Genomic DNA, 16,431 nt, shown 5'->3' with positions numbered 1-16,431 from the left:
TGTTGCGCTATACTTGGCTTATTAATCAAGATAGGGATGAACGGATATGACAATAATCGGAGAACGAATTAAGCATCTTCGCAAACAGCGCGGTATGACACAGACGGATCTTGCCGGTGAGCATATGACCAAGAGCATGCTCAGTCAAATTGAGAATGGCAAGGCGATGCCGTCCATGAGGACGCTTCAATATTTGGCCGAGAAGCTGGGTGAGGAAGCGGGGTATTTTCTCGGTGAGGAAGATGAACGGGGAATCACCGAATTGGTCCGGGAGATTGAAGCGGATAGTAAGAAGAAGGCTTATGTGGATGTAGTGCGGAAGGTAGAACCCCTGCTGAGCACCAAGCTACCCATGACCATCGATATGGCACGGATCATGGAATTTTACGCTGAGGCTTGCTTTCATACAGTTCACCCTGGCGGGGAAGAGGCCGTGCAGAAGGCTGTTGAGATTTATGAACGCTTCGGGCTATATGTGGAGAGCTCCAAGGCCAAGTATCTGAATTATGCTCACCTCTTCTCTCAAGGGAAGTACGGTTCCTCACTGGATCTGATCCGGGAGGTTAGACGTGAATATGAGCAAAAAAAGATTGGCAGAGATGTGATCTTCGAGCTGGATCTCTACTACGCGGAGGCGGTATCCTTGTCTGCCCTTGGGATGAACCGGGAGAGCAAGGACGCCATGCTGGCTGCACTTGCACTGTCCAAAGAGCAGGAAGTCTACTATATGACAGACCATTTTTTGCGTATCCTGGGCAATGAATTCTATGAAAGCGGCGAAAGGGAGAAGGCGGCCGAGTATCGAAAGAAGGCGCGAGTATTCGCGGAATTCACCGGCAATCAGGATAACCTGGCCTATATTGAAATGGCTGAGGCCAGAGTTCACAATCGGGAAGGGCGTTATGAAGAAGCGCTGGGCCATATTGAGAATGTAGCCCGAATTCAGCAGAAGAAGACTGCCGTATACTGGATGGAGCTTGGAATCTATTACTATCATACCGGCCAGGCGGAAGCAGCGCTTGATGCATTCAGCCGGGTAGTCATACCAGGAACTGCCTATCATCCCTCGGATCGTTCGAATCTGTATGCTGCCGATGCCTATATGGCAAGGCTGTATGCAGCCAAAGGACAGATTGGGGAAGCCAGGGAGTTGGCTGCTCGGGCGCATGAGAGGGTCAAGGATTTTCCATATAATAGATCCCGGAAATTCATAGAAGAAACCTATCTGGAATTGCACAAGTCTGAATAATTGGCAAAAGGGACACAAGCCGTTGTACGCTCGCTTGTAATCAGCCAATATCGGCGAATTTTGTAATCTTTTAACGATTCCGGTCACAAGGATTTGTGCTAGAATAGATAAAGTCTACATTTCGCCATGGAAGGAGCGATAGGTTATGCGCATCACTAATTTACATCATTTCTCCGAACATCATTCATTCTGCGTATATCGCGATTTCGGTCTTGGCACCGTAGACGGAACTATGCTGAGTCAAGTCTACCAGCCGATGGTAGGCGCTTTTGCGATTTCACTATATCATCTTCTGTTTCAGCAGGTTCCGCTTGAGAAGGTTGGTTACTCGTCTGTAGAGCAGCAGCGCCGCTTATTTCTCACACTTGGGCTTGAGCCTAGCGAGAAAGGCAGAAAGTTCCTGGTGGAGCTGACCTCGAAGCTTGAGGCTGTGGGACTGATGCAGACCAGCCGGATTTATCAGCCGGAGAATGATGATTATTTATATGAATACGAGCTGCAGGCCCCTTTATCCCCGGCGGACTTCTTCAAGACCCAGCATCTGACGCTTCTGCTCAGGGACAAGATTGGCAAATTTGCTGTGCTGTCCCTTCAGGAGCAGCTGTGGAACAAGGAAAATGGAGATTTCCCGGGACGTTCCATGAACAAGGAGAACATATCTGTTCCCTTCTATGAAATATTTGAACTAAATGCCCATTCGATTGATTATGAGCTTGAGCAGGCTATTGCCGAGGTTTCGATTTCCAGACAACCCGGTCTTAGGATTGCTGAAGAGGACGGGTTCAATTATGCGGACATTATTCTGCGCTTTCCGCGCGATTCCGCTAACCGTTCTTATGTGGAAGGGCTCCGCTATAATACAGAACAGCTAGGAACCGTGAATTACGTAGCCCGCAAATATGAGCTGTCCGTTCAGGATCTATGCCGCCTGCTGGATGAAGATGGGGTATTTGGCCCGGATGGCCTTATTCTGCAGGATGAACTACAGCACAAGGCTAACCTCTTCTTTAGGCAGGGGAAGAAACGCAAGGAAGAGCGTCAGGTTCAGGGCGGCAAGGTGATCTCGCTCAGGCAGCAGGAGCATGCAGGTACGAATGAGCCTCCGCTTGAGCATGCCGTACAAATGGAATTTTACGTTGAAGTACCGCCTCAGTTCCTGGAGAAATGCGATATTCATCAATATAATATGATGCTTCGGAATGAGCCTTATACCCGGCTGCTGAAGACCTTTTTCCCGGGGGCTATACCGGACAATTTGCTTGATATCTTCGAGAATATTGATCACAACTACAAGCTGCCAAGCGAGGTTATCAATGTGCTGATTCACTACTTGATGGCTCTTCTGACTTCAGGCGGCGAACAGCGAATCAACCGTAATTTCGTGAACGCGATTGCCTCTAATATGTTGATGAAACAGGTCAATACATATGAGAAGGCGGTACATTATATCAGGGAACAATCCAAAGTGAAGGTCAAGAATGAGACGGCTGCTGCAGGAGCTCCTGGAGGCCGGGCCCGGGCTTATTCGAGAAATGCCAAGCTCAAACCGGACATTCCTATTGTACAAAGTGCAGCCGCGGACCAGGACGGCGGCGTATCGGAAGAAGAATTTGCAGAACTGATCAAGATGGCGGAAATGATGCAGGCAAGCAAGAATAACGGCATTTAAGATATAGATTGAAGGTGGGTAAATGGAATCTTTGGGGGAAATGCTTCAGCAGATGAAGAGTCCGCAGTTTCGGCAGCGTTCGGAGCAAATTCTGAACAATTTGCTTCATGATCCGCTCATTCAGGAGCTGCGTACCCGTCATCCCGAAATTAGTGAGAATCAGCTGACGCTGAACCTCAGCAAGCTGTATCAATATGTAAATGACAGCCGGCACTGCAGCGCTTGCCCTGGCCTGGACCTCTGCCCCAATGATTTTCAGGGTCATTTCACCCGGCTTACGGTGGAGACCGTGACAGGCAGAACTCAGCTGTATGACAAGCAGGTTCCTTGTGCGAAGCATCTTGCGCGGGCACGGGAGCTTGAAGTCAAGAAGCGGATACACAGCTTCTACGTTGATGAGCGAGCCATGCAGGAAGGTTATGACATGGTTGAGATCATGGCCAAGGACAGCGTTCGTTCGCCGGCGGTTGCCCAGGTGTTCCGGTATATTAATGAGACCAGAGAGAATGGACTGTCCCCACACGGATTGTATCTGGTAGGCCATTTCGGAACAGGCAAGACCTTCCTGATGGCTTATCTGCTGCATGAGCTGGCCAAAGCGGGACATTCAGGGGTTATCGTTTATATGCCGGAATTTGTGGAGGACTTGAAGTCGATGCTTCAGGACAGCCAGAAGCTGAAGGAAACGGTAGAGATTATGAAAGAGGCGGATCTACTTATCTTTGATGATATTGGAGCCGAGAATCTGAATCCTTGGGTCCGCGATCATGTGATGGGTGCAATCCTGAATTACCGTATGAACCGGAGGCCCACCTTTTACACCTCGAATTATGATCTGAAGGCTCTGGAGAAGCACCTTAGCTTTACGAGCAAGGATGGAGAAGAGTCCCATAAAGGCCAGCGGCTGATGGACCGGATTGCCCCATTTGTGGATGTCGTATCCGTAAATGGAACGAACAAGCGTGGAAGCCGGAATAAATGAAATATGTAAGTATTGTAATGTTATTTTAACCGTACTAAATGGAGATGGCTGTTAAGGTCTGTCGTATTCCCAGTTGGGAGTAGGCAGGCCTTTTTTGGTGTAATCTTACAATAATGACACGAAACCTAAATGCAATGCCGCTATAATGGGAACATTTCAAGGATATAAAGCGTTTTGGATTATAAAATTAAGGAGGTACCTGATATGAGGTTGAAATCAAAATGGGTGTATACGCTGCTGTCGCTAACGATAGCTGTTACAGCTTCAGGGTGTTCCGGTTCGGCTGATTCTAATCATAGCGCGAACGGTACAGCCCAGAATGTCCAAAGTAACCAAGGAGCTGGCGCCGCTGGCCAGAGTACAAGTCAGAGTACGGGGGACGTGAAGCAGGGCACAGAGCAAGGATCTGGGCATAACACAGATCAAAGCACTGGGCAGAGCAGCACAGAGTCCGGGGGTGCGAAGGCCGGAGCGGTTAACTCTTCAGGCGCCAAAGGAGACAAATCTGCACAGATCCAGGCGCTCCTTACCGGCTTCAAGGTAGTTGGGGAGCGGACCCTATTCGCATGGGGCAAAGCTTCGAAGGGGTCGCTTCGTATATATCGTTCGGGCGATGGGGGGAGGACGTGGACAGATATCAGTCCGTCGCCAGCTGTATCGGCTGTAGATGCAGATAGCAGCACCTTTGCAGCCTGGGATGAGCGTCATCTGCTTCTGTTTCCCTCCCAGAATAGCGGAACACGCAAAGTCATGCATTCCAAGGATGGGGGGAAGACATGGTCAAGCGGCTCTGTGCTGCCTCATGCGATGAGCGCAGCGACAGCATTTGTTTCATCAGATCAGGGTTACCTGCTGACCGAGGGCGATGCGGCCATGGGGCATTCAGGCAAAACATTCTATAAGACAGCTAATGGTGGAGTGACATGGACAAAGATAATGGATAACTCAGAGGCAAGCCTGTCCAGTACAGAGGAGACGAAGAAAGGGCTGATGCCTCAATACGGATTTACCGGATATGGGGTATCTTTCCGGGACCTCAAGCATGGATGGGTGCCTATGCAATCCCGTGATGGAGTTCCCCGTCTCGTTCGTACGACTGATGGCGGAGTGACCTGGAAGCTGGTGGATCTGTCCAAGGCTGCGAACTGGAACAATAATAACCCCCAAATTACTGCGGCACCTGTATTCTTCGGCAAGAATCACCTGCAAGGCTGGATGCCGCTCTCCATTCACAAGGATAAAGCTTTTGATATTGGCGGCTTCCGTACGAAGGATGGCGGAGAAAGCTGGGTCTATGTACCGTTCGAAGAGAATATTCCTGAAGACAGCTATGTTATCGAGGGCGGGCCCGTCTTCGTTACAGCAGATATAGGTTGGTTCTGGAATGGAACGGAGCTTAAAGCTACGGTGAACGGGGCGAGAAGCTGGCAGGTGCTGAAGGTGAACTCGGAATTTACTTCGTCGCTGGCCTCCTTCCCGAATATGAAGGATCTTCAGTTCACAGATGCTCATCATGGATGGGTGCTCCTCACCTCGGAAGACATGAAGCATTCAAGACTGCTCAAGACAGAAGATGGCGGCCGAACGTGGGAGATTATCTGAGGAATGCAGGTGCTGGATGAGGAGAGTGAATCACATTCTCTGTAAAATAACAAACACCTTCCAACGTAGATACGTGGAAGGTGTTCGCTTATTCTTCATAGATAAAATCGATTTCAGTGGATGGGCCTTAGCTGGCAATGAACTTCCAAATGACCATGCCAAAGAAAATCACAAACATCAACGCGAACATGCCCGTGAAGCCGAACATTAAGTCGCCAAAATCATTACGGGGTTCTTCGTTAATATGCTGCCGCGGGTCGTTCACGCGAATTGGGGTCTCCATGGCGCCGGGGCCTCCTCGTCAAAAATAATCCATTAAAATAGTCATAGACAAAACCGTTTTGGGTTATTATTAGTATAACCAAACGCCAAATCATTTGTAAAGAACAACAGGCTCTTACTGTTTCCCATTTACTAAAAAAATGTGGTATACTTGATTTGTCGCTGTATGGAAGGAACTGAAGCACTTATTGTACTTTTAATTCCATTCATGGGACTGTGTTATTCACGACAAATGATGTTCTAAAACATAAGGAGGAGATATACATGGCTATCGTAAACGTTTCGGATCAATCCTTCAGTAATGAAGTAGAAGGACAGGGAACTGTTCTCGTTGACTTCTGGGCACCTTGGTGCGGACCTTGCAAAATGCTGGCTCCAATTCTGGATGAACTGGCAAGTGAAGTAGATGTTAAAATTGCAAAAGTGAATGTGGACGAGAATCCTGAATCGGCTTCCCGTTTCGGCGTAATGAGCATTCCGACCCTTATCTTCTTCAAAGACGGCCAGCCTGTCGATAAAGTTGTGGGTCTGAACTCCAAAGAATCACTTAAGAACCTGCTTGCAAAACACCAGTAATCTGTTCTTGTAAGCCAGACGCCTCCGGTATGCCCCGGGGGCGTTTTCTTTCGTTTGGCCGGCAGCAGATTGAAGCCCGCCAGGCGGGAATTCACGCGGAGAGGAGAGAATTGCGTGGACGAATTCATCCAGGAATGGAACGAGCAGGAGAAAGCGCTCGAAGCGATTAACCATAAGCTGGCTTTGCTTCCAGACCTTCCGGGCTGTTATTTAATGAAGAACAAAGAAGGTACCATCATCTATGTTGGTAAAGCCAAAGTGCTGAAGAACCGGGTCCGCTCCTATTTCAGGGGCAGCCATGACGGGAAGACCCAGCGCCTGGTAACCGAGATACGTGATTTCGAATATATCGTAACGGCTAGCAATATGGAAGCACTCATTCTGGAGTGCAACCTGATCAAGAAGCATATGCCGCGTTACAACGTGCTGCTGAAAGATGACAAGACTTTTCCATATATAAAAATAACGAATGAAGAACATCCGCGGCTGGAAGTAACCCGGCGGATTTTGAAAGATAAAGCGAAGTACTTCGGCCCCTATCCGAACGGGTATGCGGCTCATCAGACCAAGAAGCTGCTGGACCGGATGTATCCGCTCCGGAAGTGTAATGTGATGCCGAAGGAGGTATGCCTGTACTATCATATGGGCCAATGTATGGCCCCTTGTGTGCAGGAGGTTCCCCGGACATCATATGACGAGATTTCCCAGGAAATTACACGGTTCCTGAGCGGTGGACATGAGGAGATCAAGAAAGAGCTGCGCCGCAAGATGGAAGAGGCGGCAGAGGACTTGTATTTCGAGCGGGCCAAAGAATTGCGTGATCAGATTGTAAATATCGATGCCCTGATGGAGAAGCAGAAAATATCTATGGCTGATTCCCGGGACCGCGACGTCTTCGGTTTCGCTGTGGACAAAGGCTGGATGTGTGTACAGATCCTTTATATGCGCCAAGGTAAAATGATCGAGCGCCATGCTTCTATTTTCCCGTTCTACGGGGACGCCTATTCTGATTTCCTTTCTTTTGTAACCCAGTACTACAGCGATAATCCGGCTCTCCCTCAGGAGATTCTGCTCCCGGGTATGGAAGAGAGCGAAGAGCGGAAGCCGGCGGCTGCCGATGCAGCTGAGACGACAGGTTCCGAGACTGGAGCGGATAGCGGAACGACGGCAGGGAGTGCCGCAGCAGTACCATTTCTCTCTGCAGAAGCGCTTGCTGCAAGAATCTCGGAAGAGGATGCAGCTGGCGGGGAATCCGCTGCGGATGAGGCAGACTCAGCTGTAGCGGAAGCAGATTCCGCCGCTGTTACAGACTCTGGAGCTGCCGAACGGGCGGCTTCGGGGCTTACGGATGCCGCCAGCGTGGCTGCTTCGCTGCAGCAGTGGCTCGGAGTTAAGGTCTACGTGCCGCAGCGAGGATTGAAGCGCCAGATGGTCTTGATGGGAGTCGAGAACGCCCGCGTAGCCTTGAACGAGAAGTTCCGATTAATTGAACGCAATGAAGAGCGAACCTCCAAGGCTTCGGAAAGTCTCGGGAACTGGATCGGACTATCCTCTCTTCGGCGGATCGAGGCGTTCGATAACTCCAACATTCAGGGAGCTAATCCGGTCTCGGCCATGGTGGTCTTCGCCGATGGGAAGCCGGATAAGAAGGAGTACCGGAAATACAAGGTACGAACCGTACAAGGACCGGATGACTATGAGACCATGCGTGAGGTTATCCGCAGACGGTACGAGCGGGTGCTCAAGGAGAACCTGCCGCTTCCGGATCTGATTGTGGTCGATGGAGGTAAGGGACAGATCTCAGCGGCCATCGATGTATTGGAGAATGAGCTTGGGCTCTTCGTTCCAGTAGGGGGTCTTGTGAAGGATACGAAGCACAAAACAGCCCAGCTAATGATTGGAGACCCGGCTGAGCCGGTCAATCTCCCCAGAGACAGCCAGGAGTTCTATCTACTTCAGCGCATTCAGGATGAGGTCCACCGCTTTGCGATCAGCTTCCACCGGGAGCAGCGGGGCAAGTCGATGGTGACTTCACGGCTGGATTCCATTTCGGGGATTGGCGAGAAGCGAAGAAAGGCCCTGCTTAGGCACTTCGGCTCTCTTAAGAAGATCAAAGAAGCTTCGATTGAAGACTTCCGGCCATTATCCATAGGCGATAAGCTTGCCAGACAGATTATAGCTGCTCTTCGTGATGAAGAAGAGAGTGTAACTCCAAATTAGTACGGCTATGAGTTCCTTGATTGATTTGCATTTATTAATTTATTAGGTGGAATTCCAGTCACCAAGGCAAATGCTTCGCTTTTCGAGAGGCTTTCACACTGGGATATAAATACAGCAGGCCGCCTGGGGATCACACCCTGGGCGGCCTGCTTTGTTTAATCTTGGAATTTATAGTTGTTTAGATTTGAAACGGATCTAACTCCGTCTCATTGTCTTGCCCAAGACTGAAGCAGCGGAGAGAACGAAGCGATTCCAGAGAAGCGTCAGCGGTCGCCTTTGTCCCCGAATTTATTCCGCTAAGGAATTATTCAGTAAATTTGGGGACGACAGCGATTAGGGGAATGGTTCGTTCGCGTAGCGTCTCCAGAAGGAAATAAGGAGCGCTTGCAGCGAAATGAGGCCTCTTTTTAATAAATGGCTAATCCAGAGTAACGACCGCAGACGCTCCCGTGTCCCGCCGTTTAAATACATAGATCAAGAAGCCGACTACAGCCGGAAGCAGGATGTAGATAATACCAGTCATGATGCTGCCAAGATCGCCCATAACCATTAAGCTTAGTCCCATAAGAACACTGTCGAAGATAACATGGGCGAATAAAGCCGTGATAAAGCCCGACCGAAGGAAAATGAAGCTGAACAGCAGGCCGATGAAGGCCAGCTCAATCGGTCTCGAGATGACAGGGTAGATCGGATACAAGGTATGGCCGAATGCCCAGATCAGAGAGGAGATCAGGCTGGCAATCCAGGTGCTGCGAAAAATCTTTTTCAGCATCGGAATTCCGAATAAACGGTATACGGCCTCTTCTCCAATGCCTGCGGTCCAGGCCACCAGAGGAAATAGCCAAGGGTATAACATATTATAAGTCGACTGGGTCGCATCGGTCGTGGACCAGGAATGAATCGTTCCTTCAAGCAGAACGAAGATGACAGACTGGGCACCCAGCAGAATTAAGGCCCAGGCATAACCTCGGATCATAGAACTTAGAACATGTCCGCCATACCCTGGCTCATTCGCACGCATCCACATGATGTTCCCCTGCTTGCGCCATAACCCGTCTCCGCCTATAAGGGAGAAATAGACCGAAGCGGTAACCATCAGGGTGAAGAGGAATTGAACAACAAGAAGCACGGTAAGTGCTCCTTTGGACAAATTCTGCGATTGCAGAACAGGCATCAGATTCAGAACCGTGAAGATATTAACGGCGAAGTAGAACGCAGTAAGAAAGATGCCTCTTCCGAAGGAGGCATAAGGCCGGGTTCTAGCGCTGTATACAATGGCCAAAATACCGAGCACAAAGGACAGCAAGGCATATCCGCCAAAATAAAGCCAGTTCGCAAGGCGGGTCTGTGCCTTCACATAATCCAGATGAGACTCAGGTACGCTGAATGCGGCCTCCATGGAAGAGACTTGTCCATACTCATATTGGAACCGCAATTCAGCATGGGAGTCACCGATCGTGGACTGCTTGACCTTGTAGGTCAGACCCAGGTCATCCGTACCGCTGACCAGCTCCAGCTCCTGAGCTCTATAGCCAGCCGCTTCCAGATACGGGATGGCTTTATTTTGCTTGTCTGTAAGTGAAAGGTTCCCTTCCAGCTGCTTCAGGTTCTGCATAGCAACCGGCCTATTCTGATCCAGCATGACCTCACGATCTTTGCGGGAATACAGCTGGACAGCCTCGAAGCCAACCACCGCACCTGTGTTCATATGTATGTCTACATCAAGCTGCTTGACAAAAGAAGCAGGATTCGAGAAGCTTACACGGTAAATATCATAGGGAAACCGCTTCTCATATTTATGGTTATACGTAGTAAGCAGGTTTTGCTTACTTAAGTAGCCGTAAAAGTCTGAGTTAGACTGGTAGGTGACCAGAGGTTTCACCTTTGGATCCAGCCGGTCAAGGCCGATGGTGTTCTCTGCGAATTGTTGTGCTGCCTCAACTGCCCGATCTTTGCTGATGATCTGGCCTGGGGTCTCCTGCTGGAGTCCTTCGGTGGAGGTGAGAGGGAGTACCTGAATGTACAGGAAAATGAACAGTCCAATGACGGCCATGATCCATAATGGTTTGTTGCTTAGCGGCAGCCTGTGCTTCGGCCCTACAGCTTTCATGAGCAAACTCCTTTGTTTTGTATTAATATGTAATTAATGAAATGAATATAAACCACAGTAAAGATAACACAATTGCTAATCTTAATGAAGAGGTGAACAAGTCTTGAAGTTCAGAAGTCCCCGGCTTTCTCCGCCCCAAATCCTGGTGCTTGGCTTTGCTGCTATTATTATGCTTGGCACACTGCTGCTTATGCTCCCTATTTCAAATGCGGACGGAAAGCCTCTTGAATTCATTAATGCGCTATTTACTTCTACGTCAGCAACCTGTGTAACCGGACTGGTCGTCAGGGATACGGGACTGGAGTTCACAAGGTTTGGACAGGTCGTCATTATGCTGCTGATTCAGGTAGGCGGACTAGGGTTTATGACCATGGCTACCTTGTTCGCTATGGTATTCAAACGCAAGATTTCATTGAAGGACCGTCTTCTCCTGCAGGAGGCCATGAATCAGAGTACCATGGAGGGAATCGTCCGGCTGATCCGAAAAGTGCTGACGTACTCTCTTTTGATCGAAATGTGTGCTGCGTTGGTCTACACGATTAGGTGGGCTTTTGATATGCCTGTTGGACAGGCTTTATACTACGGGATCTTTCATGCTGTATCGATGTTTAACAATGCGGGTTTTGATCTATTTGGTGAATATCGAAGCTTTACCCTGTTTGTGGATGATCCCGTCGTTAACTTGGTCACCCTGTTCCTGATCGTCTCAGGAGGTATCGGGTTTGTAGTCATCTCGGATCTGACCGGCCTTCGCAGCAATCGCAAGAAGTGGAAGCTGTCACTCCATTCCAAGGTTGTGCTATCCATGACAGCCGCCCTAATTGTGATAGGCACTTTGGTGATCTTTGTCTTTGAATTTACGAATCCGAAGACCCTCGCGCCCCTAGGCTGGGGAGGAAAAATATGGGGTTCCCTGTTCCAGTCCGTTACTCCGAGAACAGCGGGAGCCAACACGCTGGATATCGGAGCGTTAAGGCAGGCTACCCAATTCTTTATGATCATCTTGATGTTCATCGGGGCTTCGCCTGGATCAACAGGTGGAGGAATCAAGACGACTACCTTTACGATTCTGGTGGGGGCAGTCCTAGCCATGATTCGGGGGAGAGAGGAGCTTGTGCTGTTCCGCTACCGCCTTGCGCAGGAGCGTATCCACAAGGCAATCACCATTACGATGTTTGCCCTGTTCCTGATTATCGCGGTAACGATGATTCTCTCGGCCACGGAGGATGCAAGCTTCCTGAGTATCCTGTTCGAGACGACTTCCGCGTTCGGTACGGTTGGTTTGTCTATGGGACTCACTGCGAAATTGTCCGTATTCGGAAAGGTGCTGATCTCGCTGACCATGTTCGCAGGCAGGCTGGGGCTTTTAACGTTTGCTTACGCACTGGGGCCTAAGAAAGAGAAAGAGCTCTACCGACATCCGGAAGGCAAAATGATTATTGGTTAAAGGAGATACTTCGTATGATGAAGACACAACAGTTCGTGGTTATCGGGCTTGGACGGTTCGGTTCAAGTCTTGCCTTGGAGCTTATTGAACAAGGTTATGAGGTGCTCGGGGTAGACCGGAATGAAGAGGTCGTCTCGAATATGAGCAGCTACTTAACCCACACGGTTGTGGCTGATGCAACAGATGAAGAGATGCTTAGATCGCTTGGCATTCGTAATTTCGACTGCGGGATTGTCGCCATCGGAGATGATATCCAGATGAGCATTATGGCGACTATACTGCTGAAAGAGATGGGGATCCGGACCGTCGTATCCAAAGCGATCTCTACGCTCCATGGACGAGCTCTTGAGAAGCTGGGTGTGGACAAGGTGGTCTATCCTGAGAGGGATATGGGCATACGGGTAGCCCATCAGCTGGTGAATCCGAATCTCGTCGATTACATCGAGCTGTCGAAGGATTATAGCATTGTTGAGCTCAAGGTGCCGTCATCCCTGGATGGACACATGCTGAGCGATCTTAACCCGAGAGCACGCTTCGGGTGCAGCGTCGTGGCCATTCAAAAGCCGAACGGCTGCATCGTTGCTCCTACAGCGATGGATCAGGTCCAGACGGGGGATATTATGGTGATCATTGGTTCCAATGAGAATATCGAGGAATTCGAAGAAGCGGTGAATGCCAAATCTTAAATCCCCTCTCTCTGTGAGGGTCCGCTAAGGTTTATACGGACAGGGCACTGGAGAGGGTTTTCTTCATTTCAGAGATCCACTGGCGTGTCTCGGCATTAAGATCCGTCTTCTGTCCGAAGATCAGACAGGTTCTTCTGCGGGTCTGTTCCAGCTCTTTCATGGGAATGGTGACCACTTCATTTTTATCGAGCAGCGGAGTACGAAGGTATGATTTTGGCAAAAGAGCGGCGGCTTTGCAGGTGGGCAGCAGCCGGACAATGGCCTCAAAGGAGTCAATCTCCATTCGAATGTCGGGAATCACATTGTGCCTGGCGAACAGATCATCAATCACCCTGCGGTACCATGTGCCTTTGGAGAAAATGATCATGGGCTGACCGCTGAGATCCTCCATCACAATGCGGTCTTCCTGGAGCAGTTCATGCTGGCTGGGAACAACGAGCTCCAGATGGTCCTCAAATAGAGGGATGCACAGCAGTCCCGGCTCTTCAATTGAGGAGGCTACCACGCCAAAGTCGACTTTTTTATCCCGCACGTGGGATACAATTTCGTGGGTCTTGCCGGTGACGAGCTTCAGCTCTGTATTGGGGTACCTATTCATCAGGGCCTTGACCAGAGGGGGAAGAGTAGTCTGAATAGTGGTCAGACTGGCACCGACGGTGAGCACGCTCCGCTCGGCCTGCTTATATCTGGAGATCGACTCTAGGAACTGGACATGCCGCTGTCTCTGCTCGACCGCATAAGTATAGACAAGCTGGCCTGTACGCGTGAGCTCCAGGCGCTTGCCGTTACGGTTGAAGAGCATGACTCCGAGTTCATCCTCAAGCTTGGCAATCTTGCGGGAAAGTGCTGGCTGGGACAGATTAAGCAGCTTTGAAGCTTTGTTGAGACTGGATTGTTCTACCACAGTAATATAGACAAGTAGATCCTCAAACATGGCCTAGCCCCCTTATGCATAAATGACATAACATTTAATAATTATATTGCAATTCCATTATAAGTTCAAAAGGAGTAACATAAAAACTGACACAAGTTGTTCACATGGTATCGGTCAGTCTCAGGTACTGCCGCTTACGAGTGTGGAATGTATCATTTACAACCGGCCAGAGGGCATGACAATTCATGCGCCATGAACGGACAACGATGGATACCGGAAAGGGGTACGCGCAATTATGAAAGGGTTTTATTCCAGAAAACTGCACTCGCTCTTGGGTGTTATACCGCTAGGTTTCTTCATTCTGGAACACATGATTACAAATTTTTCTGCCGTAGAGGGCGGGCCGCAGGGGTTCAAGGATAGTGTTGCTTTCCTGAACGGACTGCCGTTGGTACTGATTCTTGAAATTTTTGGTATTTTCCTGCCTTTGATGTATCACGCGATCTACGGACTCTACATTGCGTTTCAGGCTAAGCCGAACAACGGCAGGTTCAACAACGAGCGGAACCTGCGTTATCTGCTCCAGCGGGTAACGGGGGTTATTGTTCTTGTCTTTGTAATCTGGCACTTGTATGAGACTCGGGTTCAGGTAGCACTTGGGCATGTATTGCATGCGGATCTTGGCCGCGTTATGCATGACATTGTAACCAATCCGGTGTACTTTATTTTCTACGTGATTGGGGTATTGTCAGCTTCGTTCCACTTTGCGAACGGTCTCTGGTCGTTCCTGGTCAGCTGGGGGGTAACCGTGGGTCCTCGTGCCCAGCGCGTATCTTCTAACATCTGCATGGGTCTGTTTGTAATCGTATCAATCATGTTCGTATGGTCGCTGTTTGCATTCCGTAATGCGGAATTCCAGGCGGGCGGCGAAGCGCTGCTTCAGACCCTTAGAACATTCATCGGATAAAAAGGGAGTGACGATAGATCATGGCTAAACAAAGTATTGTCATTGTCGGCGGCGGTCTAGCCGGCTTGATGGCCACCATCAAAGCTGCGGAAGCGGGAGTGCATGTAACGCTGTTCTCCCTCGTGCCGGTCAAACGGTCACACTCCGTCTGCGCACAGGGTGGAATTAACGGAGCAGTTAACACGAAGGGTGAGGGCGACTCTCCTTGGGAGCATTTCGATGACACGGTATACGGCGGGGACTTCCTGGCGAACCAGCCGCCGGTTAAGGCGATGTGTGAAGCAGCGCCGGGAATTATCCATCTGATGGACCGGATGGGCGTTATGTTCAACCGGACTCCGGAGGGTCTGCTGGACTTCCGCCGGTTCGGAGGCACGAAGCGCCACCGTACCGCATTCGCAGGGGCCACTACGGGGCAGCAGCTCTTGTACGCTCTTGATGAGCAGGTTCGACGTTATGAAGCAGCAGGTCTTGTCACCAAGCATGAGCATTGGGAGTTCCTCTCAGCCGTTCTGGACGATGAAGGCGTATGCCGCGGAATTTGTGCACAGGATCTGCGTTCGATGGAGATTAAGACATTTATGTCGGATGCCGTAATTCTGGCGACCGGGGGCCCTGGTATTATTTTCGGTAAAACCACGAACTCCGTCATCAACACAGGTACAGCGGCAAGCGCTGTGTATCAGCAAGGTGTTAATTATGCGAATGGAGAATTCATTCAGATTCACCCGACTGCCATCCCAGGGGATGACAAGCTGCGTCTGATGTCTGAATCCGCACGCGGTGAGGGCGGACGTATCTGGACTTATAAAGACGGTAAGCCATGGTACTTCCTTGAAGAGAAATACCCGGCTTACGGTAATCTTGTGCCGCGTGATATCGCGACGCGAGAGATTTTCCATGTATGTGTCGATGAGAAGCTCGGCATCAACGGCGAGAACATGGTATATCTCGATCTGTCCCATAAGGATCCTAAAGAGCTTGATGTCAAGCTTGGCGGTATTATCGAGATCTACGAGAAGTTCATGGGCGACGACCCTCGCAAGATTCCAATGAAGATCTTCCCGGCAGTCCATTATTCCATGGGCGGCATGTGGGTGGACTACAACCAAATGACGAACATTCCGGGCTTGTTCGCAGCCGGGGAATGTGAATATCAATATCACGGAGCCAACCGGCTTGGCGCGAATTCGCTTGTATCCGCGATCTTTGGCGGCATGCAGGCAGGACCGAAGGCGGTTGAATACATCCGCGGGCTTAAGAAATCGGCCGAAGATGTTCAGCCTGGCGTATACAGCAGTGCGAAGAAGCAGCAGGAAGAGAAGTACACGAATATTCTCGCCATGAATGGTACCGAGAATGCCTATGTCATTCATAGGGAGCTTGGCGAGTGGATGACAGACAATATGACGGTTGTTCGCTACAACAGCAAGCTGGAAGCCACGATCAACAAGATTAAGGAACTGAAGGCCCGTTACAAGAACATCAACATCAATGATGTCTCGAACTGGAATAACAGCGGTGCGGCATTTACCCGTCAGCTGTGGAACATGCTTGAGCTGTCCGAAGCGATGACGCTAGGAGCCCTACTGCGTAATGAAAGCCGCGGTGCCCACTACAAACCGGACTTCCCGAATCGTAATGATGAGGAATTCTTGAAGACTACCAAAGCTACATGGACGCCGGAAGGTCCTCAGATCTCTTACGAGGACGTGGATGTCTCCTTGATCCCGCCGCGCGTTCGTGACTATTCGAAGGATTAATAGA

At 50.0% G+C, this 16,431-nt stretch carries 13 protein-coding genes; 10 read left to right on the top strand and 3 right to left on the bottom strand.

Annotated features, from left to right (window positions below; translation table 11 throughout):
- Window positions 1-46 precede the first annotated feature (46 nt).
- The 4 genes from ACEN86_RS16115 to ACEN86_RS16100 all read left to right on the top strand — a co-directional run bounded on the left by ACEN86_RS16115 (window position 47) and on the right by ACEN86_RS16100 (window position 5,502).
- Window positions 47-1,249: a helix-turn-helix domain-containing protein gene (locus ACEN86_RS16115; protein WP_495631586.1), complete on the top strand. Its 1,203-nt coding sequence runs from the start codon at window positions 47-49 to the stop codon at window positions 1,247-1,249.
- A gap of 145 nt (window positions 1,250-1,394) precedes the next feature.
- Entirely contained in the window at window positions 1,395-2,918 is a 1,524-nt protein-coding gene (locus ACEN86_RS16110; protein ID WP_495631585.1) for a replication initiation and membrane attachment family protein, read from the top strand.
- A gap of 22 nt (window positions 2,919-2,940) precedes the next feature.
- Window positions 2,941-3,900, top strand: a complete 960-nt coding sequence (dnaI, locus tag ACEN86_RS16105; protein ID WP_495631584.1) for a primosomal protein DnaI — start codon at window positions 2,941-2,943, stop codon at window positions 3,898-3,900.
- Between the two features lie 204 nt (window positions 3,901-4,104).
- Window positions 4,105-5,502, top strand: coding sequence for a WD40/YVTN/BNR-like repeat-containing protein (locus ACEN86_RS16100; RefSeq protein ID WP_495631583.1), 1,398 nt, complete (start codon window positions 4,105-4,107; stop codon window positions 5,500-5,502).
- Window positions 5,503-5,629: 127 nt separating this feature from the next.
- On the opposite strand, the gene ACEN86_RS16095 is transcribed toward ACEN86_RS16100, so the two are convergent.
- Entirely contained in the window at window positions 5,630-5,785 is a 156-nt protein-coding gene (locus ACEN86_RS16095; RefSeq protein ID WP_127200150.1) for a YqzM family protein, read from the bottom strand.
- Window positions 5,786-6,048: 263 nt separating this feature from the next.
- On the opposite strand from ACEN86_RS16095, the gene trxA reads away from it, so the two are divergent.
- The gene (gene trxA, locus ACEN86_RS16090) at window positions 6,049-6,360 is read left to right on the top strand and encodes a thioredoxin (protein WP_495631582.1); all 312 of its coding nucleotides are present in this window, start codon (window positions 6,049-6,051) and stop codon (window positions 6,358-6,360) included.
- Window positions 6,361-6,474: 114 nt separating this feature from the next.
- Entirely contained in the window at window positions 6,475-8,580 is a 2,106-nt protein-coding gene (gene uvrC / locus ACEN86_RS16085) for an excinuclease ABC subunit UvrC (RefSeq protein ID WP_495631581.1), read from the top strand.
- Window positions 8,581-8,998: 418 nt separating this feature from the next.
- Here uvrC and ACEN86_RS16080 read toward each other — a convergent pair whose 3' ends face one another.
- Window positions 8,999-10,690: a CPBP family intramembrane glutamic endopeptidase gene (locus tag ACEN86_RS16080; RefSeq protein ID WP_495631580.1), complete on the bottom strand. Its 1,692-nt coding sequence runs from the start codon at window positions 10,688-10,690 to the stop codon at window positions 8,999-9,001.
- Between the two features lie 103 nt (window positions 10,691-10,793).
- Between ACEN86_RS16080 and ACEN86_RS16075 the strand changes: the two genes are divergently transcribed.
- The gene (locus tag ACEN86_RS16075; RefSeq protein WP_495631579.1) at window positions 10,794-12,137 is read left to right on the top strand and encodes a TrkH family potassium uptake protein; all 1,344 of its coding nucleotides are present in this window, start codon (window positions 10,794-10,796) and stop codon (window positions 12,135-12,137) included.
- Window positions 12,138-12,154: 17 nt separating this feature from the next.
- Window positions 12,155-12,823 carry a potassium channel family protein gene (locus ACEN86_RS16070; RefSeq protein WP_495634327.1) on the top strand — a complete coding sequence of 223 codons (669 nt, stop codon included), beginning with the start codon at window positions 12,155-12,157 and terminating at the stop codon, window positions 12,821-12,823.
- A 31-nt stretch (window positions 12,824-12,854) separates the two neighbouring features.
- Here the strand turns inward: ACEN86_RS16070 and ACEN86_RS16065 are convergent, their stop codons facing one another.
- A complete protein-coding gene (locus tag ACEN86_RS16065) occupies window positions 12,855-13,757 on the bottom strand; it encodes a LysR family transcriptional regulator (RefSeq protein ID WP_495631578.1) in 903 nt (300 codons plus the stop codon).
- A gap of 235 nt (window positions 13,758-13,992) precedes the next feature.
- Between ACEN86_RS16065 and ACEN86_RS16060 the strand changes: the two genes are divergently transcribed.
- Entirely contained in the window at window positions 13,993-14,664 is a 672-nt protein-coding gene (locus ACEN86_RS16060) for a succinate dehydrogenase cytochrome b558 subunit (RefSeq protein ID WP_495631577.1), read from the top strand.
- A 20-nt stretch (window positions 14,665-14,684) separates the two neighbouring features.
- Window positions 14,685-16,427 carry a succinate dehydrogenase flavoprotein subunit gene (sdhA, locus tag ACEN86_RS16055; RefSeq protein ID WP_495631576.1) on the top strand — a complete coding sequence of 581 codons (1,743 nt, stop codon included), beginning with the start codon at window positions 14,685-14,687 and terminating at the stop codon, window positions 16,425-16,427.
- The last annotated feature ends 4 nt before the right edge of the window (window positions 16,428-16,431 follow it).

This window comes from Paenibacillus sp. Paensp111 (genome assembly GCF_059492195.1).
The sequence above is the reverse complement of the archived record's forward strand: the minus strand, read 5'-3'. Positions and strand labels throughout refer to the sequence as shown.